Annotated in this window: 14 protein-coding genes; 3 read left to right on the top strand and 11 right to left on the bottom strand. The window is 61.8% G+C overall.

The genetic code is table 11. The annotated features are described in order from the left end of the window. Positions 1–14: 14 nt before the first annotated feature. From HX807_RS19190 to tssA, 11 genes are all read right to left on the bottom strand, one after another. Positions 15–4,373, bottom strand: coding sequence for an RHS repeat-associated core domain-containing protein (locus tag HX807_RS19190; protein ID WP_134327539.1), 4,359 nt, complete (start codon positions 4,371–4,373; stop codon positions 15–17). 14 nt (positions 4,374–4,387) lie between these two features. Beyond that, entirely contained in the window at positions 4,388–4,822 is a 435-nt protein-coding gene (locus HX807_RS19195) for a DcrB-related protein (protein ID WP_177050720.1), read from the bottom strand. A 15-nt stretch (positions 4,823–4,837) separates the two neighbouring features. Beyond that, positions 4,838–6,784, bottom strand: coding sequence for a type VI secretion system Vgr family protein (locus tag HX807_RS19200; RefSeq protein WP_177050722.1), 1,947 nt, complete (start codon positions 6,782–6,784; stop codon positions 4,838–4,840). 158 nt (positions 6,785–6,942) lie between these two features. Further along, on the bottom strand, positions 6,943–9,600 hold the full coding sequence (gene tssH / locus HX807_RS19205; RefSeq protein ID WP_177050724.1) for a type VI secretion system ATPase TssH: 2,658 nt from the start codon (positions 9,598–9,600) through the stop codon (positions 6,943–6,945). Then, entirely contained in the window at positions 9,593–10,636 is a 1,044-nt protein-coding gene (gene tssG, locus HX807_RS19210; protein WP_177020303.1) for a type VI secretion system baseplate subunit TssG, read from the bottom strand. Before tssG ends, tssH begins: the two co-directional genes overlap by 8 nt. Further along, complete coding sequence (gene tssF, locus HX807_RS19215; RefSeq protein WP_177050735.1) at positions 10,600–12,459, bottom strand: type VI secretion system baseplate subunit TssF; 1,860 nt, start codon at positions 12,457–12,459, stop codon at positions 10,600–10,602. Before tssF ends, tssG begins: the two co-directional genes overlap by 37 nt. Continuing rightward, complete coding sequence (tssE, locus tag HX807_RS19220) at positions 12,456–12,971, bottom strand: type VI secretion system baseplate subunit TssE (protein ID WP_003213348.1); 516 nt, start codon at positions 12,969–12,971, stop codon at positions 12,456–12,458. The genes tssF and tssE overlap by 4 nt, the downstream gene beginning before the upstream one ends. A gap of 78 nt (positions 12,972–13,049) precedes the next feature. After that, positions 13,050–13,538, bottom strand: coding sequence for a type VI secretion system tube protein Hcp (locus HX807_RS19225; protein WP_003213345.1), 489 nt, complete (start codon positions 13,536–13,538; stop codon positions 13,050–13,052). A 153-nt stretch (positions 13,539–13,691) separates the two neighbouring features. Beyond that, positions 13,692–15,188 (bottom strand): type VI secretion system contractile sheath large subunit, encoded by a 1,497-nt coding sequence (tssC, locus tag HX807_RS19230; RefSeq protein ID WP_003213343.1) that lies wholly within the window; start codon positions 15,186–15,188, stop codon positions 13,692–13,694. Positions 15,189–15,190: 2 nt separating this feature from the next. Further along, a complete protein-coding gene (gene tssB, locus HX807_RS19235; RefSeq protein ID WP_003213340.1) occupies positions 15,191–15,697 on the bottom strand; it encodes a type VI secretion system contractile sheath small subunit in 507 nt (168 codons plus the stop codon). Positions 15,698–15,751: 54 nt separating this feature from the next. Further along, complete coding sequence (gene tssA / locus HX807_RS19240; RefSeq protein ID WP_087693721.1) at positions 15,752–16,771, bottom strand: type VI secretion system protein TssA; 1,020 nt, start codon at positions 16,769–16,771, stop codon at positions 15,752–15,754. A 403-nt stretch (positions 16,772–17,174) separates the two neighbouring features. Here tssA and tagH point away from each other — a divergent pair, with 403 nt between their 5' ends. Genes tagH through tssK form a run of 3 tightly spaced genes read left to right on the top strand, consistent with a single transcriptional unit; the run spans position 17,175 to position 20,414 of the window. Then, positions 17,175–18,506 (top strand): type VI secretion system-associated FHA domain protein TagH, encoded by a 1,332-nt coding sequence (tagH, locus tag HX807_RS19245; RefSeq protein ID WP_177028066.1) that lies wholly within the window; start codon positions 17,175–17,177, stop codon positions 18,504–18,506. A gap of 52 nt (positions 18,507–18,558) precedes the next feature. Then, positions 18,559–19,065: a type VI secretion system lipoprotein TssJ gene (gene tssJ / locus HX807_RS19250; RefSeq protein WP_003213332.1), complete on the top strand. Its 507-nt coding sequence runs from the start codon at positions 18,559–18,561 to the stop codon at positions 19,063–19,065. 14 nt (positions 19,066–19,079) lie between these two features. Next, positions 19,080–20,414 (top strand): type VI secretion system baseplate subunit TssK, encoded by a 1,335-nt coding sequence (gene tssK / locus HX807_RS19255; RefSeq protein WP_003213330.1) that lies wholly within the window; start codon positions 19,080–19,082, stop codon positions 20,412–20,414. Positions 20,415–20,420 lie beyond the last annotated feature (6 nt).

Raw genomic sequence — 20,420 nt, forward strand, 5'->3', positions numbered from 1 at the left:
CTTCAAGGCGTGACTTACCATTGCCCTGTGGTTTTCACAACTCTCACCAAGTCCCAGCCGGTATGGCGAAATTTATCCATTGATTCGTGCCCCCAAGGGGTAGCTTTAGTCAGGTTCCACTCCCCGTGAGCAACGTTTGATCGAGATCGCTGAGGAATGTACTGATGATTCAGCTCCATCGGCACATCGATGACTTTGGTTTTGCCAACACGCCCGAGTCGCCTGTTCCTCGCACTGTCACGATAACGAACTTCAACTCTCATCCTGGGCGCTTTACCTTCCGACATCCGCGCTAGGTTTCTAGAGGAATATTTGCCGGGTGGCGCCTTGGCTGCAGCACTTTTCCAGACGCCTTTCCTTGCGGTGCTCCAACATTTCCAGCCCCAGGGGTCGACCCAGGCCAATGGGTTCGGGGCATATTGATATAGATTGACGCCCCCCGCCAATCCAATAGGATCTGGCGTGGTAAACCGTCCCACGTCCGGGTCATAAAACCTGTAGGTATTGAAATGAAGCCCAGTTTCCCGGTCCAGGTACTGTCCCTGAAACCGAAGATTCTGATCTTCGATGTACGAGGCCTCGCGTACTTCCTCCATGGCAGTGCCCCACACTCGAAAGCTTGCCCGCCAGAGGGGGTGCCCATCGGTTTCGGTTAGCTGCTCCGGCATGCCGTTGAGGTCATTGTGATAGTGACGGACTTTTTGCTGTGGGCCGGAGCCATCTATGCGAGCAAGCGGCATGTAACCTTCGTCTTCATAGACATAGAGGCTGGTCTGACTGTGTTTGTATTCTTGCAGCAGCCGCAATCCATCCCAAATGAAGCGCGTTATGCCCAATGCGTACCCGACGCTGTCGTGTTCAGTCTTCTCGATGCGACGGCCCAGAGGGTCGTAGGCCATTTTGACCACGTTGCCATTTTCATTGCGTACTTCAACTAATCGGCTTTCAGCATCGTAGGCGAAACGCTGCACGCCACGAACAGAGCTGCGCTTTTCGATCATTCGACCAAAAGCATCGTATTTATAGCGTTTGTCTTGGTAGGTGAGCAGCCTGTTATGCCTTACCAAGCCACCCTGTTGTGGGCCGTCAAGCAGGTTGGCTGCCGCGTCATAAGCAAAGGTTTCGGTCTGGCCTACTTGGTGGCTGACGAGAATACGTTCGGTACTGTCGTAACCCAACTGCTCTTGACGATCATGAACACGGTCAACACGCCGACGCCCGATCAGGTTATCGCTGGGATCGTAGCTGTAGTCAGTCTCAACCAATGGCGGCAACTGCCACGGTTGGTCAATACTGCGGCGCTGGCGCGAGCGAACCCTTCCACTGCGGTCATACGCGGTGTTCGTCCTGAGTTGGCCTTGAGTGCGCTGCACTTCGCGATGCAAACGATCACGCTCGAAGTCGCTGATGACCTTCCCATCGAGATTCAACTGATGCAGGTGACCGCTGCCGTAGTAGAGGCGGTTCAGCCATCGACCGTCGGGCAACTGGGTCTGAATCAGGTTCCCCAATTCGTCGTAGTGATGCTGCAAGGAGCCCGCTGTGCCTTGCTCCTGCAGCAGTTGCCCCAGCGCGTCGTAGCTGAAACCCAGTCGCTGCTGCTGACCGTCAAGCGCGGTGAATGTGACGCCGACCAGTTGGTCGTTCAGGTCATGTTCGTAAACGGTGGTGCCGTCGGCGGTGACTTTGCTGACCAGGCGTCCAACCGGATCTCGCTGAAACTGGTGTGACAATGGCGCTACCGGTTCGCCTTCTGTCCCCGGCAGGAAGTCCACGGCGACGACATCATCCAGCGGATCATAGGTGTAGCAGCGCTGACTCTGATCGAGGTCTTGCTGCCGCACCATGCGGTCGCATGCATCCCACTCAAAGCGATAGCTTTCGCCGTTCTCATTGGACAGCCTGCGCAATCGGCCATAGGCGTCATGGTCGAACATGACCGTGCGGTTGTGCGCATCCCAGCGCTGTTTGACCAGGCCACGCAGGTCATAGGCATAGCGCGTGGTGCTGCCGGCCGGGTCGACATGGGCCGTCAGGTAACCGCTGGCGCTGCGTTGGAACTGTTCCACGCGGCCATCCGGGAGCTGGCATTCCAGCAATAGCCCCTGGGGACCGTACCGGTAGCGAACCGACTCACCTTCCGCATTGGTCTGCACCACCAGATTGCCAAAGGCATCGTATTGATAACGGGTGGGATAACCCGAGCAATCCACCGCTTCGACCAGTTGGCTCCATTCGTTCCAATGCAGCGTTTTGGTTTTTTCCGTGGCGTCGATGATGCGCACTGGTTGACCGAACCCGTCGTAGACGTAGCGCGTGCTATTGCCCAGCGGGTCGATTTCCTCGATGCAGTTGCCTCGCTGGTCATAGCGATAGTGCCAACTGTTGCCCGCAAGGTCGGTCTCTACTTGGGGCAACGCCCAGTGCGCGAGCCACTGCGTGCCGCTGGTTCTGGACAGTGGATCGATCACCGCGCTCAGGTTGCCGGACGCGTCATAATTGAAGCGCCACTGACCGTTTTGCGGGTCAGTCGCGCCGAGCAACTGGCGGTCTTCGCTCCACTCGAACAGCCACGTATGGCCCAGGTTGTCGACGTAGCGAGTGATCTGGTACTGCGGGTTCCAATGCCGTGTACTGACGCGCATCAGGCCATCGGTCACGCGGGTAATGCCGGCGTCGAGATCGTAGTCGAAGGTGTATTCATCGCCTGCGTCTGTCCAGTGGCGGCTCACGCGCCACTCTTCACCGTCCGGGCCGGTCACTGCACTCCATTGATAGAAGCAGCGCAGGCCACTCGGCAACTGGTGTTCGACCATTCGCCGGCCATTGTCATAAGCAAAGCGTCGAAGGGTTGTGCCTTGCACATCCAACACTTCAGCCAGGTCGCCGTTGCTGTCATAGCGGTAGCTGACGAGCACATCGCTGCGCGCATCGAAATGTTCCTGGCGCAGATAACGCCGTTCGATGTGGCTCACGCGCCGTGGGTGTTCAGCCGAGTAGCTCAGTTCGACGTGCATCAAGTCATGGGTGTCGCGCAGGCGATACAGCCGCCCCTGAGCGTCGTAGTCGAGAAAGATCCGCCCTTCATTGCGATCACCCAGCAGCTGCAGACGCATCCGCGCGCTGTTCAGCGGGTCGGGCTCGAACAGGCGATACAGGCCGTCGATGCTCTCGATCAATACCGCGCCGTCGGCGCTGCGCCTGACCGCAAGGCCTTCGCCCGGGTCGAATGCTCCGCCGGACAAGGGGATGTAGCCGATCTCCAGGCGGCGCCCTTGCTCATCGATGTAGAGCAGGTTTTCGTCTGCATCTATCTCGATCGACACTTCATACGCAACGCTCCAGCCCGCGCCAAAGAGGCCATCCTGGCGTGTGTCGAGGCTGCTGTAGAAACGCTGCCAATCTATCGGGAGCAAACCCGGCAGCACGAAATCCAGCTCCTCGTCCCCACCCAGGACCTTGGCCCCGGTCGCGCTGTGAACCGGATTGGGCGAGCCATTCATGGCGCTCTTGAGCGCAGAGGTAACCTTGCTGGTTGCATAAGAAATGGCACCGCCCACCACCAAGCCACCGACCAGGCACGGCAGCTTGGTCCAGAAACATTTCAGGTTGCCCCGCAACGCCATCACCACCGCAATCGCCAAACCCACGCCCGGCGTCTTGCCGCTGCGAATCTCCTGCACCACGATGGTTCCGCCACCGATGCGCACATCCGGCGAGATCAGGCCCGGGGCTGTGCCGATCTTGGCGTCGCACGTGCTGCGATCGCCACTGCGCGCCGCAGGCTGGCCATTGATGAACACCGAGCTGGAACCCTCGGCAATGAATTGCAGGGGCATGGGCGGGTGCTTGTTGCACGCCACGGTGTCCAGCGGGCAAGGCTCGGTGCCGGGGGCGGGGGAGGCGACGGTCGGGCGCCACATCTGTGAGAAAAACTCCCCGGCCATGTCCAGGAAGCTGGGGGCTGGCGGTTCGCTGGGTGCGACCGGAACCGCAGTCATCTTGCCTGCGGCGCGGGCAGCTTTTTTGCCATTGATGAAGACGTTGTCCGAACCGCTGGTGATGAAGGCATCAATCACCGGCGGGAACACCCAGTTGGCGGCGGACTCGCACCAACTGGATATTTTCAGGTCAGCCCCTGTGAGCCCTGCGGTGATCCCAACGACTGCCCCCACTACCAAGACCAATGCAACGCCGCCTGTGGCGATGGTCGCACCGGTCGCGAGGAAAACCGCCCCTGCAACGGCCAGGCAGCCCACGGTAGTGAGTGCGGCATAGGCGGCCACTTCCAGCACGCCGCCGAGAATATCGGCCATCACCGAGGTGTGCAGCAGTGCGTCGCCTTCGCGGGCAGCCCAGAGGTCTTCACTCATTGTTCAGACTCTGCTCAGGGGGTGACGGCAAAGTTGAGCGTGTTCTTGAGCGTTGCCCAATGTGCCGCCTCGGCAGGTCCCAGGGGCTGGGTCTTGACGTAGCTCAAGGCGATCAGGTTGCGTGTGCCGGGTATCTGCATTGCCAACTGATATTGGTAAATATTGTCGCTGCCTTTGTTGAAACGGTTCTGCACTTCAAAGGCGTCGATGTCCTGCGCCGGCCCCACCTTGATGGCTTGCGCCGGCGAATAACGAAGGTCCTTGACCTGCTGTTCGAGCTTTTTCAGCTGGCCCTCGAAGTTGTTTTGCAAGGTCTCGCCATCTGCCAACGGGCTGCGACTCACCACCAGGGTGGTGCCCAGCTTGGCGAACTTGAGGATATTGATTGAGGTGTCCAGTACCTCTGCATCGGGCAGGGTGAATTGGGCTTCGTTGATCAGGTAATTCATGGTGGAGAAATCTCGTTATTGACCAGCGCCGGGCTTGCCAGGGAATTTTGATTCGACGGCGGACTTGATCGTGCTTTGCACGCCTTGGGCGCCGGGCACCGTGCCCTTGTCGCTGCCAAGGTTGATATCCAGTTTGCCCTTCGTCTGGATTTTGCTGCTGCCGGTAGAAAACAGGTTGAACGAGCCACAGGTCAGGTTGATGTCTCCGCCAGCCTTGAGCTCAATCACACTGTCGCCGCACACCAGGCGAATACTGTCGCCAGCCTCGATGGTGTAGGTCGTGGCGGCGCTGTCGGACTTGGCCCCGCCCACAATCACGGTGTCGTTGTTGCGCACGACCCGCAGGCGGTTTGAGCCAATCGTCACCGTCTCGTTATGCCCAATACTCTTGTTCCGGTCATGCCCCACCGAATGACTTTCATCCACCTCTACCACGATGTCCTGATTGCGCTCGGCATGGATGTACAACTGCTCCAACCCCTTCTTGTCCTCCATGCGGATTTCATTGAAGTTGGCCGGCGTGCCGCCTTTGCTGGAGCGGCTTTTCATCCCGCTTTGGGTGGCGTTTTCCGGCAGATCGTAAGGCACGGTCTGCTCGGCGTTGTACACGCGGCCGGTGATGATCGGCCGGTCGGGATCGCCTTCCAGGAAGCTCACAATCACTTCCTGGCCGATCCGTGGGATCTGCATCGAGCCCCAGTTTTTTCCGGCCCAGGACTGCGATACGCGAATCCAGCACGAGCTGTTTTCGTTGGACTGGTCGTGGCGGTCCCAATAGAAATGCACCTTCACCCGGCCATATTGGTCGGTCCAGATTTCTTCGCCCTTGGGGCCCACCACTAGCGCGGTCTGCGGGCCTTTGACGATGGGCCGGTAGGTGTTGGCCAGTGGGCGGAAACTCTGTTGCGCGTCGATGCAGGTAAGGGTGCTTTCGAACTGGGCCGAAGGCGCGCCACCGCCGCTTTCGAGGCTTTCCTGGGAGATGTAGTAGCGGGCGCCGACGATCAGGTATTCGCGGTTCTGGTCGCGGCGACTGAAGCCGGTGAGGCTGAACAGGTGGCCGGAACCCAGGCCCCGGGCGTTGCCGCTGAACTCCACTTGTTCGTGCAGGGTTTGCAGGGCTTCGATGCGGGTGCGGGCGTAGTGTTCGCCGTCTTCGCTTTTGACGTAGGTGCCGGGGTAGTCGTACAGCGGGTAGTCGCCGGCGGTGTGCGGGCGCGGCATGGCCGAGCGTACGTCGATGCTCGCGCTGGGGCGCTGGAAGTCGTAGTCGTTGAGCTCCAGGGAGCCGGGTTGTACTTCCTGTGCCAGGTGCCAGTTGTGCATATGGTCGCGTTCGCGCTGCTGCTCGTCCTTGGGGTAGTAAGGCACCGAGGCGTAGCCGGGCACGTTGGCGTGGGCACCGTAGGCATCGGCCAGCACCAGCACGTGGCGGTCCTGCTCGTGGCGGAAGAAGTAGTAGATGCCTTCCTGTTCCATCAGGCGGCTGACGAAATCGAAGCTGGTCTCGCGGTACTGCACGCAGTATTCCCACTCGCGGTACGGGCGGCTCAAGGCGTCTTCGAAGTCGGAAAAACCCAGGTCGCGAAACACCTGCTTGATGATCTGCGGGATGCTCAGGTTCTGGAAAATCCGGCAGTCGGAGGTGCGGCTCAGCAGCCACAACCACGGGCGCAAAGTCACCTGATAGCTGGCGAACTGGCCCTGGTCGATGTTCTGGCTGCAGCGGGCGACGATGCCGTGGAAGTGCCGCTCGCCACCGTCCGCCATTTGCAGGTTCAGGCTCATGGGCTTGCCCAGCAACTGGTTGAGGTCGATGTTGGCGTCCAGCGAGGTCAGCTGCAGTTCGAAATTGAACAGCCGACCCAGCTCTTCGCCGCCACCCATTTCATTGAGCAGCAGCACATCCGGCCCCAGGGGGCTGGTGATCTTGGCCAGGCGTGAGGCTTGGTTGAATAACATCGGTTAACCTGTAAATAGCGTAATAACTGTAGGAACCGGCTCCAACTATGGGAGCGGGCTTGCTCGCGAACGCGGTGAATCAGTCACCGGATGCATCAACTGATACGCCGTCTTCGCGAGCAAGCCCGCTCCCACAGTTTTGATCGCATTCCGTCAGGTCAATCGTTGAAGTCGTAGTGCAATTCGTTATCCCGCGTGCTGATCCGCACCCCCGCCAGCGCCTTGCCTTCGAGCATGCGGGTGAGGAATTCGCGACTCATGTCCGGCAGCAGGCTGTTGGTCAGGATGGTGTCGATCATCCGCCCACCGCTTTCGGTTTCGGTGCAGCGGGACACGATCAGGTCGACCACGTCGTCGTCGTAATCGAAGGCGACTTTGTGGGTGTTCTCCACGCGCTTCTTGATGCGGTTGAGTTGCAGGCGGGTGATCGCCTTCAGCATCTCGTCGCTCAGCGGGTAGTACGGAATGGTCACCAGGCGGCCGAGCAGCGCCGGCGGGAAAATCTCCAGCAGCGGCTGGCGCAGGGCCTTGGCGATTTCCTCGGGCTCGGGGATGTTCGCCGGGTCTTTGCAGACCTGGGAAATCAACTCGGTACCGGCGTTGGTGGTCAGCAGGATCAAGGTGTTCTTGAAGTCGATCACCCGGCCTTCGCCGTCTTCCATCACGCCTTTGTCGAACACCTGGAAGAAGATTTCATGCACGTCCGGGTGGGCTTTTTCCACCTCGTCCAGCAGCACCACGCTGTAGGGTTTGCGCCGCACGGCTTCGGTCAGCACGCCACCTTCGCCATAGCCGATGTAGCCCGGTGGCGCACCCTTGAGGGTGGACACGGTGTGGGCTTCCTGGAACTCGCTCATGTTGATGGTGATCACGTTCTGCTCACCGCCGTACATGGCTTCGGCCAGGGCCAGGGCGGTTTCGGTCTTGCCCACGCCGGAGGTGCCGGCGAGCATGAACACGCCAATCGGCTTGCTCGGGTTGTCGAGGCCGGCGCGGGAGGTCTGGATGCGCTTGGCGATCATCTGCAAGGCATGGTCCTGGCCGATGATGCGTTTCTTCAGGTGCTGGTCGAGGTTGAGCACCGTCTCCAGTTCGTTGCGGGCCATGCGGCCCACCGGGATGCCGGTCCAGTCGGCGACCACCGAGGCCACCGCTTGGTAGTCCACGGTCGGCAGGATCAGCGGAGTTTCACCTTGCAGGGTGCTAAGGCGTTGTTGCAGGTCTACCAATTGGGCACGCAATTGATCATCGCCGCTGTCCACGACACCGGATTTTTCGCGCAACGTCGCACGGGTGGCGAGCAACTCATCCACCAGGGTTTTCTCTTCGGCCCAACGGCTTTCCAGGGTGGCCAGGCGCTCGCGTTCGGTGCTCAGCAGCGCTTCGCTGTTGGTCTGGCGCGCACCGATGGCGATGCCGATCGCGTGCTCGCGGGCGATGATTTGCAGCTCGGTTTCCAGTGCCTCGATACGGCGGCGGCTGTCGTCGACTTCTGCCGGCACCGCGTGCAGGCTGATGGCGACGCGGGCGCAGGCGGTGTCCAGCAGGCTCACGGATTTGTCCGGCAATTGACGCGCCGGAATGTAGCGGTGGGACAGCTTCACCGAAGCTTCCAAGGCTTCATCGAGAATCTGCACCTGATGGTGTTTTTCCATGGTCGAGGCCACGCCGCGCATCATCAGCAACGCCTTGTCTTCCGACGGCTCGGCCACTTGCACCACCTGGAAACGGCGGGTCAGGGCCGGGTCTTTTTCGATGTGCTTCTTGTACTCGGCCCAGGTGGTGGCGGCCACGGTACGCAAGGTGCCGCGGGCCAGGGCGGGTTTAAGCAGGTTGGCCGCGTCACCGGTCCCGGCGGCGCCACCGGCACCTACCAGGGTGTGGGCTTCGTCGATAAACAGGATGATTGGTTTCGGCGAGGCCTGGACGTCTTCGATGACCTGGCGCAGGCGCTGTTCGAACTCGCCTTTCATGCTCGCGCCGGCTTGCAGCAGGCCCACATCCAGGCTGCGCAGTTCCACATCTTTCAGCGCGGGTGGTACGTCGCCGGCGACGATGCGCAGGGCGAAGCCTTCGACCACGGCGGTCTTGCCGACGCCGGCTTCACCGGTAAGGATCGGGTTGTTCTGGCGGCGACGCATGAGGATGTCCACCAGTTGGCGGATCTCTTCGTCACGCCCGACGATCGGGTCGAGCTTGCCGCTGCGGGCCTGTTCGGTCAGGTCGACGGTGAAGCGCTTGAGGGCTTCCTGCTTGCCCATCGCGCTCGGGGCCATGGCGCCGCTGGCCTCGCCCGGTACAGCACCGGCGTTGAAACCGTCGCTGGCACTCAGTGCATTTTCGGGCGAGTCGCCGACGTATTCATCAAAGCGTTCGCTCAGGGCTTCGGCCTTGATCTTGTCGAACTCACCGGACAAGCCCAGCAGCGCATGGCGCAGGCTCGGCGTCTTGAGAATCCCCAGCACCAGGTAACCGGTGCGCACCTGGCTTTCACCAAACATCAGGCTGCCGTAGACCCAGCCGCGCTCGACCGCTTCTTCCACATGGGACGACAAGTCAGTGATCGACGTCGAGCCACGGGGCAGGCGGTCCAGGGCTTCGGTCAGGTCGCGGGCCAGGCGTGCCGGTTCGACGTTGAACTGACGGATAATGCGATGCAGGTCAGAGTCCTGCAGTTGCAGCAACTGGTGAAACCAGTGGGCCAGTTCCACATACGGGTTGCCCCGCAGCTTGCAGAACACGGTGGCGGCTTCGATGGCCTTGTAGGCCACGCTGTTGAGTTTGCCGAACAGTGCGGCGCGACTGATTTCACCCATGCTCTGGATTCCTTGAGGTGTTGGCGTGTTCGGCGTAATGCCGGGCCAGGATTAGGTCGTTGGCGTCATGCTCGGGTTGGCCGAGCCAGGTGTTGAAGCCCAGGCGGAACTGGCCGTTGAGTTGCAGGGCCGGCACTTCCGGTTGTTGCAGAACCAGGTTCAGGTCCCAGTCCAGTTCGTGGCCCAGGTACTCGGCGACCCACGCCACCAGCTCGTTGAACGGCTGGCTGCCGGGCAGCATGCCCATGTAGTCATCGAGCTTCAGCGGGCCCAGGCGAATGCGGAATTTATGCTGGCGGTCCCACACGTGGCTGCCCAGGCAAAAGTCCACGCCCAGCTGGTTGGCGCTGACACTCACGCGGCTGCGTTCGGGCAGCTCCAGCCATTGGCCGACGTACTCTTCGATCTCCACCGGCAGGCCGAAGTACTCGCCGAGAATCGCTTTCAGGCCATCCGGGTAGCGGGTTTGCGCCGACAGGTGGCCGCTGTAATGCAGCTTCGCCGTGTCGGGGATCAGGCCCTGGTTGAGCAGGCTCGGGGTGCCGCGACCGCTCAATGCGGCGAGGCGCGCCGACCAGTAGTCATCGTCCGGGCGGTCATGGCTGACGGTCGGCCGTGCCTCGGCCCAGGCGCGATAAAACAGGGTCAGCAGGCGGTGGTGGAACACATCCAGGAAGCGCTTGCTGGTGCTGTCGGCGTTGTTGCGCTGGCGCTCACGCACGTACTCGGTGATGTGCAGCGGCAGCGGGCCGTTGGGGCCGCCGAGGCCGAAGAAGAACTGCTCCAGCCGTGCCGGCTGGCCTTCAGCCCCAGGTTCGACCGAGGCCAATGTGGCCGGCGCAAAGGTGCAATCGGCCTGCTGCCCGAGACGCAGCGGGTCATCCGCCAGGCGCAGGGAGTGCCCCAGGCGTGGCAGGTCCGGCGATTCGCACTCGATACGCCGCAGCGCCTGGAAGAAGTCATATTCCCAGGGCTCCTGATGCATTGCATCCAGGGTACTCACAGGGTCGGACGGCGTCCGGGCTTGGCTTTCCATCGCATGATCTCGCCGCGTTCGGTGGTACGGATCACCGTCTCGGTAAAACTGTTGATCGACACATAGCGTGCCAGGAACCGTTCAAACACCGCACCGAGCAGGAACACGCCGGTGCCGCGGAACGCGTTTTCATCAAATTCCAGAGTGATCTCAAGGCCGCGGCCAAACACGATCGGGCCGGGCATCGGCAGGCGCCGGGTCACCGCCTTGCTGCTGACTTCCCGCAGGCCTTCGATCTGCAATTGCAGGGCGGCGTCGTTGCTGTCGCCATACAGGCGCAGCAGTTCACGCAGCGCGGCGGCGCCCTGGCCTTGCTCGCTCAGCGACAGGTAGTTCAACGACAACTGGCTGATCAGGCGCCAGGCCTTGGCGTCATGGGCATGGCTGGCGCGCGGGCGGCTTGGCCCGGCGACGCAGCGCACGGCCAAGACCGGCGCACTGTCGGCCAGGGTGAAGTCGGTCTTGCCGTTGCCCACGCTCATGAACAGCGGCAAGTCGCGGTTAGTGCACAGTGCGGTCACGCCCAGTTGGCGCAGGTCATGGCGGTACGGGGCTTGCTGGGTGTCCACCAGGCTGACGAAGGTTTCGCTGCCCACATAGGTGGAGCGCGGCCCGTTGCGGCGCTGGTCGCTGGACAACACGCGGGGTTCGCGGCGCAGCGTGTAGTAAGCCTGGTCACGGCCATAGCGCGACGGATCGCGTACTGCGTAGAACGGCAGGAACGGTTGCTCGGGCCCGGTGCCGTGGCCCGTGATGCCGCTCAAGGAGTGAATCTCGAAATCCATCGGCCGCGTGCGGTCGGCGATCACATGGTGTTCGTTGACCCGCTCGGACAAGTGAATCCGGTCCACGCGCTTGGGAAACAGGTTGATTGCCGGGGTGCAGAACGGCACGAACTGCGCCTTGCCGACGCTGCCTTCCAGGCTTGGATCGTGACGGTCGAACAGCACGATCAGTTCCAGTTCCTGGCCGTCACAGCGTTTGACTGCACGGCTCAGTTCAGCGAATTCGACGAACAGAAAACGGTGGGGCAGGGCGAAGTATTCCTGGAGCAAGCGATAGCCCTGGAACGCCCGCGGCACCACCGGCATCGCCGCATCGGCGTCATCGAAACCCCGGGAGCGCAAGGCCTCCGGCGGCAGGCGCTCAACCCAGTCACCACCGGGCTTGCGCGCGAACACCGCGCAGGCATTGCCCAGCAGTTGTTCGTAGAGGCGGAACGGTTGTTCGTCGGCACCGCTGAGGTACAGCGGCAAATTATCCAGCGCCAGGCTGTTGAACGGCAGCTCGGCGCCGGTACGCAAGGTCAGGCGCAGGCCGGCCTTGGCCTTGGGTTCGCTGGCAGCCAAACGCCCGAGCACGGCGGACGGGTTGCCGAAGTACTCGGCCTGGGCGACCTGCAACGGCCACAGCGTCACCGGGTGCGCGGTGCGGTACTCGCAGCAGGTCTGGGTTTCGCGGCCCAAGGCGGCGCGCAGGACGGTGTCGCGGGGCAGTGGAAAACCACTGGCCAGGGAGCCTTCATCGGGATCGGCCTGCAACTGCACCACGGTCATCGACGGGGTCGGCGCCAGGTAGTGCGGGTAGGCGATCTCCAGCAGGTTGTTGGTGAAGGTCGGGTACTCGGCGTCGAGCTTGAGCTGGACCCGGGCCGTGAGATACGCAAAGCCTTCGAGCAAGCGTTCGACGTACGGGTCGGCGCAGTCCATGCCGGACAGGGTCAGCCGACTGGCGATCTTCGGGTATTCCTTGGCGAACTCGGCGGCGCTTTCGCGCACGTGGTGCAGTTCCTGGTTATACAGCTCCAGCAAGCGCGGGTTCATGGGCGTCTCCGCTGGTCGGCGTTGACCACACGTACATGGCCGGACTCCAGGTCCAGGTCGGTTTGCAGCAACAGGCGCAACGGCACCGGCTGCGCCCACAGGTCGCCTTCGATCTCGAAACTCAGGGCGTTGTGGTTCATCTCACCGTGGCCGACGCGTGCCTTGACCCGCAAGGTGTGGCGCAGGATGCGCGGCTCGAAGGTGGCGATGGCTTGTCGGATCAAGGCTTCCAGGGCGCTGATGTCGACACTGGAGACACTGTTGCCCGCCAGCGCCGGCAGCCCGTAATTGACCACCGATGTACCGGCAGGCGTGTGCAGCGTGGCATCGGCGTTGAGCAGTGAAGTGGTGTTGAGCAGCCACGTCAGGTCACGCAGCACCGAGGCTTTCAATTGGCTCAGGGACAGCACGCGTTTGTCGGCGCTTTCCTTGGGATTGGTCGGGTCATCGTCGGTCAACCGGTCCAGCAGGGACGGTTGCAGGCGATCGCGGGAAGCAATTTCAGTTACCACCAAAGCAGCTCCACGGACGGGTTGCGAGAGGAACAGGGGGCTTGCAGCCGCCACTTGGGGTGGCGGCTACAGGGGCAATCAGCGTTTGGTGTTGGAGCGAATGTTCCAGCCAAACTTGATCGCGCCGCCGTCTTTGGTGCCGTCGGCTTTCTGTGGCTGGTAGTCCACCATCACCTGGGCAAAGTTCAGGGTCACGTTTTCGGTCAGGCGATCATCGCTGCCCGAACCACCGGTGCTCAGGGAGGTGACCAGCACTTCTTCCAGGTTGATGATCATGTACTCGACCTGGCTTTCACCGCCGGCCTTGCGCACGGTCAGCGTGACCTTGTCGATGTGCTTGCCGCTCGCGCAGTGCATCATCAGGTTGGGCGAGGCCTTGTCGACGTACTTGGTCAGCGACAGGTCCTGGATGTTCACCTTGCCTGCGCCGCCACCACCGCCAACGTGCATGTTGCCGGACTGGGCCATGCCCCAGCTCCAGTTCAATACGTCGATTTCGTCCTTGTGGGCCTTGTCCATGGACTCGCCCTTGATGTCGCCGATCTTGATGAAAATATCAACAGCCATGTTTTCTCCCTGTGTGGTCTCAGCCACAGAATTTGTTAACGCTGATCGTTCCCACGCTCTGCGTGGTAACGCATCTTGTGACGCTCTGCGTCACTGGGACGCGGAGCGTCCCGGGCGGCATTCCCACGCGGAGCGTGGGAACGAGCGACGGTGTTACGCGCCTTTCGCCGAAGGCAGTTTCGATACCAGGCGCAGCGACACGGTCAGCCCTTCGAGTTGGTAGTGCGGGCGCAGGTAGAACCGGGAGTTGTAGTACCCCGGGTTGCCTTCGACGTCTTCCACGATCACTTCGGCGGCAGCCAATGGATGCTGGGCCTTGGTGGTTTCGGTGGAGTGCGCCGGGTCACCGTCGACGTAGTTGAGGATCCAGTCCTGCAACCAGCGTTGCATCTCGTCCTTCTCTTTGAAGGAACCGATCTTGTCGCGCACGATGCATTTCAAGTAGTGGGCGAAACGGCAGGTGGCGAACAGGTACGGCAGGCGCGCGGCCAGGTTGGCGTTGGCGGTGGCATCCGGGTCATCGTATTCGGCCGGTTTCTGCAGCGACTGGGCGCCGATGAAGGCGGCAAAGTCGGTGTTTTTCTTGTGCAGCAGCGGCATGAAACCGTTCTTCGCCAGTTCCGCTTCGCGGCGGTCGCTGATAGCGATTTCGGTCGGGCACTTCATGTCCACGCCACCGTCATCCGTCGGGAAGGTGTGGGCCGGCAGGTTCTCGACTTCACCGCCCGACTCCACGCCACGGATGCGCGAGCACCAGCCGAAGTGTTTGAACGAACGGTTGATGTTCACCGCCATCGCGTAAGCGGCGTTGGCCCAGGTGTACTTGGAGCTGTCGGCACCGTCGGTGTTTTCTTCGAAGGCGAAGGCTTCCACCGGATCGGTCTTGGCACCGTACGGCAGGCGCGCCAGGAAGCGCGGCATGGTCAGGCCGATGTAGCGCGAGTCTTCCGATTCACGCAGCGAGCGCCAGCCGGCGTATTCCGGGGTGGTGAAGATCTTGGTCAGGTCGCGCGGGTTCGACAGTTCCTGCCACGAGCCCATGCCCATCACGGTTGGCGAAGCGGCGGCAATGAACGGTGCGTGCATGGCGGCGCAGACTTTCGACAGCTCCCCCAGCAGCTCCACGTCGGGAGGCGACTGGTCGAAGTAGTAGTCGCCCACCAGGCAACCGTAAGGTTCGCCGCCGAACTGGCCGTATTCTTCTTCGTACATCTTCTTGAAGATCGGGCTCTGGTCCCACGCGGTGCCCTTGAATTTCTTCAGGGTCTTGTGCAGGTCCGGCTTGGAGATGTTGAGCACGCGAATCTTCAGTTGCTCATCGCTCTCGGTGTTGTTCACCAGGTAGTGCAGGCCACGCCAGGCGCTTTCCAGCTGCTGGAAATCCTGGTGATGGATGATCTGGTTGACCTGGGCGGTGAGCTTGGCGTCGATGGCGGCGATGATCGATTCGATCGACTTGATCGCGTCGTTGGACACCAGGTCGGTCTGGGCCAGAGCCTGCTCGGCCAGGGTGCGCACAGCGGTTTCCACGGCTTCGCGGGCACGCTCGGTCTTGGGTTTGAATTCTTGCAGCAGCAGGTTCGCGAACTCGCTGGCTTCTTCGGTGGTACCCAGGATCTGGGTGCCTTCGCGGGCGGTATTGTCAGTCATGATTACTGCTCCCCTGCAGGCTTGGGCGCGCTGGCAAGTGCCTGAAGCAGTGCCGGGTCCTTGATCGCCTTCATGATGATTTCTTCAGCGCCGGTCTTGCCGTCCATGTAGGTCAGCAGGTTGGCCAGCTGGGTGCGGGCTTCGAGCAGTTGCTTGAGCGAATCGACCTTGCGCGCCACAGCGGCGGGGCTGAAGTCGTCCATGCTTTCGAAGGTGATGTCCAGGCTCAGGTTGCCTTCGCCGGTCAGCTCGTTGGGCACGTGGAACGCGACGCGTGGCTGCATGGCCTTGAGGCGCGAGTCGAAGTTGTCGACGTCCACTTCAAGGAACTTGCGGTCGGCCACAGGCGCCAGAGGCTCGGCGGGCTTGCCGGCGAGATCGGCCATCACGCCCATGACGAAGGGCAGCTGGACCTTTTTCTCGGCGCCGTAGAGCTCGACGTCGTACTCGATCTGCACCCGAGGCGCACGGTTGCGCGCGATGAATTTCTGAGAACTTTGCTTCGCCACGTTGCTGCTCCTGGTCGCTTGAGCGACGGTGTTGTAACTGCGCGATCCGTACGCTTATTCGCTGTCCGGCCCGCGCAGATTTTCAAATTGGGACATGCCGTCGGGAATCAGGTTGCGCACGATGGCCGCAAAGTCGGCGTGCACCAGATTCTTTGCTCGGTTCAACAGCACCGGCAGCGGGCTCGAAGGCTCGTGCCGGGTGTAGTACGCAAGGATCTTGTCGAGGCTGCGCAGCACTTCATCGCGGCTTGCGATGTCGCCGGTCGGGCGTGCTGCAACGGGCGCGGCGGCGTATTCAACCGAGGGGGCATTGTCGTCACTGACAACCTCGGGCTCGCTAGCGGCGCCGCTGTGCGGGGCGTATTGGTTAAGTATCTGCACGGCCTGCTTGAGCAGTTGCTTCAAGGGGCCGAGGTCCACGCCCTGGGCGGAACCTACCTGGTCGCTGACGTATTGTTCGATGGCCTCACAGGCGTCGCGGGCGGCGTTCAGCGCGTCGCGGGTGGCTTGCAGTTGCTCGGCATCGCTGTCGAGGAATGCGCCGTTAAGCTGTTCGGCACCGAGGTTTTCGCCGGGGAAACTCTGCAGCCCGCTGGCATTCAGCGCGGCGCGCAGGCTGACGGGCCCGAAGGTGCGCGAACGGGTGAGAATGGCCTCACGCAGCAGGCGGATGTTCGCGTCGCTGGCCACGCCGCTGAGGGCGTTGATGCGCACGGTGGGGTCGTTGTCGTCATCGGCGTCCAGGCGCGGATGCAGGTCGGCCCAGTATTCGCGCAGCAGCGCGTTGATCAGTGCGAGTGCGTCGGCAAGCCCTGCAATGCCCTGGAGGGCGAGGGCGGCTTGCAACAGGAAATGGGTGATGCGCAGGTCTTTGCTGCGTTGCAGGAGGTCGAGACTTTGCTGCTGGATGCTGCGCCATTCCGGAGGTTCGGCAGGCAGGATCGAGTCGCCCATGCTGCGCTCGGGTTGACCCTGTGCGGCACGCTCAAGATGCAAGTAATCGGCGTCATATTCCAAGTCTTCGCCACAGGGCGAAGTCGCGGAAACGGCGGCGAGCAGCAGAGGCACATCCACTAAATTCGATCTCCCTATCAGCCCGTTAGATGACGGGCAACTCATGCATTAGTTGCGCGAGGAACTTTGCATGTTTTCTTGGTCTTATTTAGCGCTTTGACATCATGCTGATTTCAAAGCGCCATCATTGGTGTTCAAGAAGTTGTGCATTTTTGGTGTAGTACTTATGCCTTGTCAAGGTAAGCTATTCGCCCTCTATGACAGATGTGCGGTGCTTAACATCTTGTGCGACTGATCAGTCGAAGCAGGTGCCGAGGCAGGATTTTTGTCATACAGGCCGGTTAAGATCAGCAATTACGCGGGTTGAAGCAGGCTTTCAAGGTTTTGGAAGGATCTGTCGTGGATCTCTCGGAGCATTTCTCCCAGGGAACGGCCGCGCGCGAAGTATCAGCAAGGAGGCAAGATGTCGCTGTGCTTGACTATCACTAGTTATCACAAGATTACCCCTGGCCAGTGTTCTGAAAAGTCCCTGGATCAGGGAGTGATGGCTATTGGCCGCGGTTCCGAAAATGACTGGGTACTGCCTGATCCAGAACGTCTTGTTTCCACGCAACATTGCGTTATTCAGTACAAAGATGGTCGTTACTACTTAACTGATAACAGCACTAATGGAGTTGAGTTAGTGCATGCCGGTATTCGTTTGCGGCGGGGAAGCAGCGAGCCATTGCAGGACGGCGAACTGATCCGCATCGGCGATTACGAGATCCAGGCGCGTATCGATTTCAACCTGAAAGTGACAGATACCCCGTCTTTCACCGGTGACGCTTCCAACAGTTTCGAAGCCCTGATGGGCGCCGCCGTGAAGGCCCCGACGCCACCTCCGGTGATCGCGCCGCAGTTCCAGGGCGCCTCGTCGATGGACACCCTGCCGGACCTGTTCGACTTCCTCGCGCCCACCAGCGTACCGCCGGCCACCGTGCACGATCACGTGCCGGCCGAGCAGCACGACTTCCGCCCGCCGACACCGCTGCCCGTGGCTGAGCCGCCTGCGCCGGTGGTCTCGGGCTCAGTAATCCCCGAAGACTGGGATCTGTTCGGCGATGCCCCGGCACCCAGGCCTGTTGCACCGCCGGCGCCAACACCGCCACAGCCGCCGGTCATCGACCCGCCCAAGGTCGAGCGCCCGCTCCCGGTGGCTGATGCCAGCCAGCCCGACCTGTTGCAAGCCTTCCTGCGTGGTGCGGGCCTCGATCAGTTGCGCCTGGACAAGGCCCAGGCCGAAGCCCAGATGGAAAGCATCGGCCGCAGTTACCGGCTGATGGTCGAAGGCCTGATCGACGTGTTGCGTGCCCGCAGCAGCCTCAAGGGCGAGTTCCGCATGCAGCAGACGGTGATTCAACCGGTGGAAAACAATCCGTTGAAATTCGCCCCGAATGCCGATGAAGCGCTACTGCTGCTCCTACGCCACAGCAATCAGGCGTTTATGGCACCGGACTTGGCCGTGCGCGACAGTTTCGACGATCTGCGCGCCCACCAACTGGCCGTCATGGCCGGGGTCGAAGCCGCCATCAAGCACCTGCTGACGCGCTTTGAACCGGCGCAGCTCGAAGAGCGCATGGGCAAGCCCGGCGGGCTATCGAGCATTTTCAACGGCTCGCGCCAGGCCCAGTACTGGCAGCAGTTCACCGAGCTCTACAGCAATATTTCCCGCGAGGCCCAGGAAGATTTCCAGGACCTGTTCGGGCGTGAATTCAGCCGTGCCTACGAAGCGCACAGCAGCCGACAGCGTCACTAACAACGCAGTACATGGAACAACGGATAGCTAAGTACGTCATTGAGGACGCAGGATGATTCCCAGGTTTTTACTCGCAGTCGCCACCGCGCTTCTGCTGACGGCGTGTGCCAAGGATGCGGCCAAGCCCGAGGCCGCCGAAGCTGAGGCAGACACCGCCGCCGTCGAGCTGCATTTCCATGCCATCGCCGGGCTCAACCCCGGCGCCAATGGCCAGGCAGCCCCGGTACGGGTGCGGATTTTCGAACTGAAAAACGCCGCCACCTTCAGCCGTTCCGACTACTTCGCCCTGGCCGATCGCGCACAGTCGACCCTCGGCCTCGACCTGCTCGACCAGGACGAAGTGGTGATCCTGCCCGGCCAGCAATTGAGCATCCAGCGCGACCTCGACCCGTCCACCCGCCAGATCGGCCTGCTGGTGGGCTATCGCGAACTGGACCGCGCCGAGTGGCGCACGGTGCTCAACGTGCCGGCACGCCAATACACCGAATACCAGATCAGCCTCGATGTGCATGCCGTGCGTGCCGACGTCGTGGTCCCCCCATCCAGCCCTGCCCAATAAGAATCGGAGCCCCCATGTCCTGGAACAATCGCGTGGTCTGGTCGGAAGGCATGTTCATCGGAACGCAGCACTTCCAGCAGCATGACCGTTACCTGGAAAACCTGATCGATGCGCGCAGCCGCCCGTTGTCGGCGGGGGCCTGGGGCTTTTCCGAACTGTTGATCGACCAGGGCCTGCTGGCCCAGGGCAAGCTGGCGATCGTCTCGGCACGTGGCCTGTTACCGGATGGCACGCCGTTCAATATCCCCCAGGACGACCTGGCGCCGAGCCCGCTGAATATCGACGACAACTTGCGCGATGGCCTGGTGTACCTGGCGTTGCCCCTCAAGCGTGCCGGCGCCCGCGACACCGTCGACGAAGGCGAGGCCCTGGAAGCCGCGCGCTATGTCAGCCAGGTGCGTGAAGTGCGCGACGACAACGCGCCCTTCGAAAACCGTGCGCCGGTGGCGGTCGGCTCCCGCGCCTTGCGCCTGTTGACCGCCCAGGATGGCATCAGCGATTACGCGGCTATCGGCCTGGTGCGCATCAAGGAAAAACGCGCCGACCGCGCCCTGGTGCTGGACGAGAGCTACATCCCGCCGGTCCTCGACGTGACGGCCAGCAAACCGCTGACCGCGTTTCGCAGCGAACTGCTGGGCCTGCTGCACCAGCGCGGCGAAGCGTTGGCCGGGCGCGTGGTGGCTTCGGGCGCCGGTGGTGCTTCGGAGATTGCCGACTTCATGCTGCTGCAACTGGTCAACCGCGCCCAGCCGCTGATCCAGCACCTGAGTCAGTTGAGCCCGCTGCACCCGGAGCGTTTCTTCAGTGAGCTGGTGAGCCTGGCCGGCGAGTTCTCGACCTTCTCCACCACGGGTCGCCGCCCCCACGAATACCCGCAATACCAGCATGACGACCTGGCCTTGAGCTTCACCCCGGTGATGCAGGCCCTGCGCGAGGCGCTGTCGATGCTGATCGACAGCAAGGCCACGCCGATCCCGATTGTCGAGAAAGCCTACGGCGTGCACGTGGCGATGCTGGCCGACAAAACCCTGATCGACAGCGCCAGTTTCATCCTGGTGGTGCGCGCCGATGTGCCGGGCGAAACCCTGCGCGCACGCTTCGGCCAGCAAAGCAAAGTCGGCTCGGTGGAACACATCCGCGACCTGGTCAACCTGCAACTGCCGGGCATCGGCCTGCTGCCGCTGCCGGTGGCGCCACGGCAGATTCCGTACCACGCAGGCTCCACCTACTACGAGCTGGACCGGGGCAGCGAGCACTGGCAGCAACTGGGTAATTCCGGTGGCTTTGCGTTCCACATCGCCGGCCAGTTCCCGGGGTTGAACCTGGCTTTCTGGGCCATCCGAGGGTAATCCGCG

The sequence above is a fragment of the Pseudomonas sp. D8002 genome (genome assembly GCF_013385695.1).
Lineage (GTDB): Bacteria > Pseudomonadota > Gammaproteobacteria > Pseudomonadales > Pseudomonadaceae > Aquipseudomonas.

Coding starts and splice junctions, on each gene's coding strand:
- HX807_RS19190 (WP_134327539.1), bottom strand. CDS start 4,373: ATGAGTGAAGACCTCTGGGCTGCCCGCGAAGGCGACGCACTGCTGCAC.
- HX807_RS19195 (WP_177050720.1), bottom strand. CDS start 4,822: ATGAATTACCTGATCAACGAAGCCCAATTCACCCTGCCCGATGCAGAG.
- HX807_RS19200 (WP_177050722.1), bottom strand. CDS start 6,784: ATGTTATTCAACCAAGCCTCACGCCTGGCCAAGATCACCAGCCCCCTG.
- tssH (WP_177050724.1), bottom strand. CDS start 9,600: ATGGGTGAAATCAGTCGCGCCGCACTGTTCGGCAAACTCAACAGCGTG.
- tssG (WP_177020303.1), bottom strand. CDS start 10,636: ATGGAAAGCCAAGCCCGGACGCCGTCCGACCCTGTGAGTACCCTGGAT.
- tssF (WP_177050735.1), bottom strand. CDS start 12,459: ATGAACCCGCGCTTGCTGGAGCTGTATAACCAGGAACTGCACCACGTG.
- HX807_RS19225 (WP_003213345.1), bottom strand. CDS start 13,538: ATGGCTGTTGATATTTTCATCAAGATCGGCGACATCAAGGGCGAGTCC.
- tssC (WP_003213343.1), bottom strand. CDS start 15,188: ATGACTGACAATACCGCCCGCGAAGGCACCCAGATCCTGGGTACCACC.
- tagH (WP_177028066.1), top strand. CDS start 17,175: ATGTCGCTGTGCTTGACTATCACTAGTTATCACAAGATTACCCCTGGC.
- tssJ (WP_003213332.1), top strand. CDS start 18,559: ATGATTCCCAGGTTTTTACTCGCAGTCGCCACCGCGCTTCTGCTGACG.
- tssK (WP_003213330.1), top strand. CDS start 19,080: ATGTCCTGGAACAATCGCGTGGTCTGGTCGGAAGGCATGTTCATCGGA.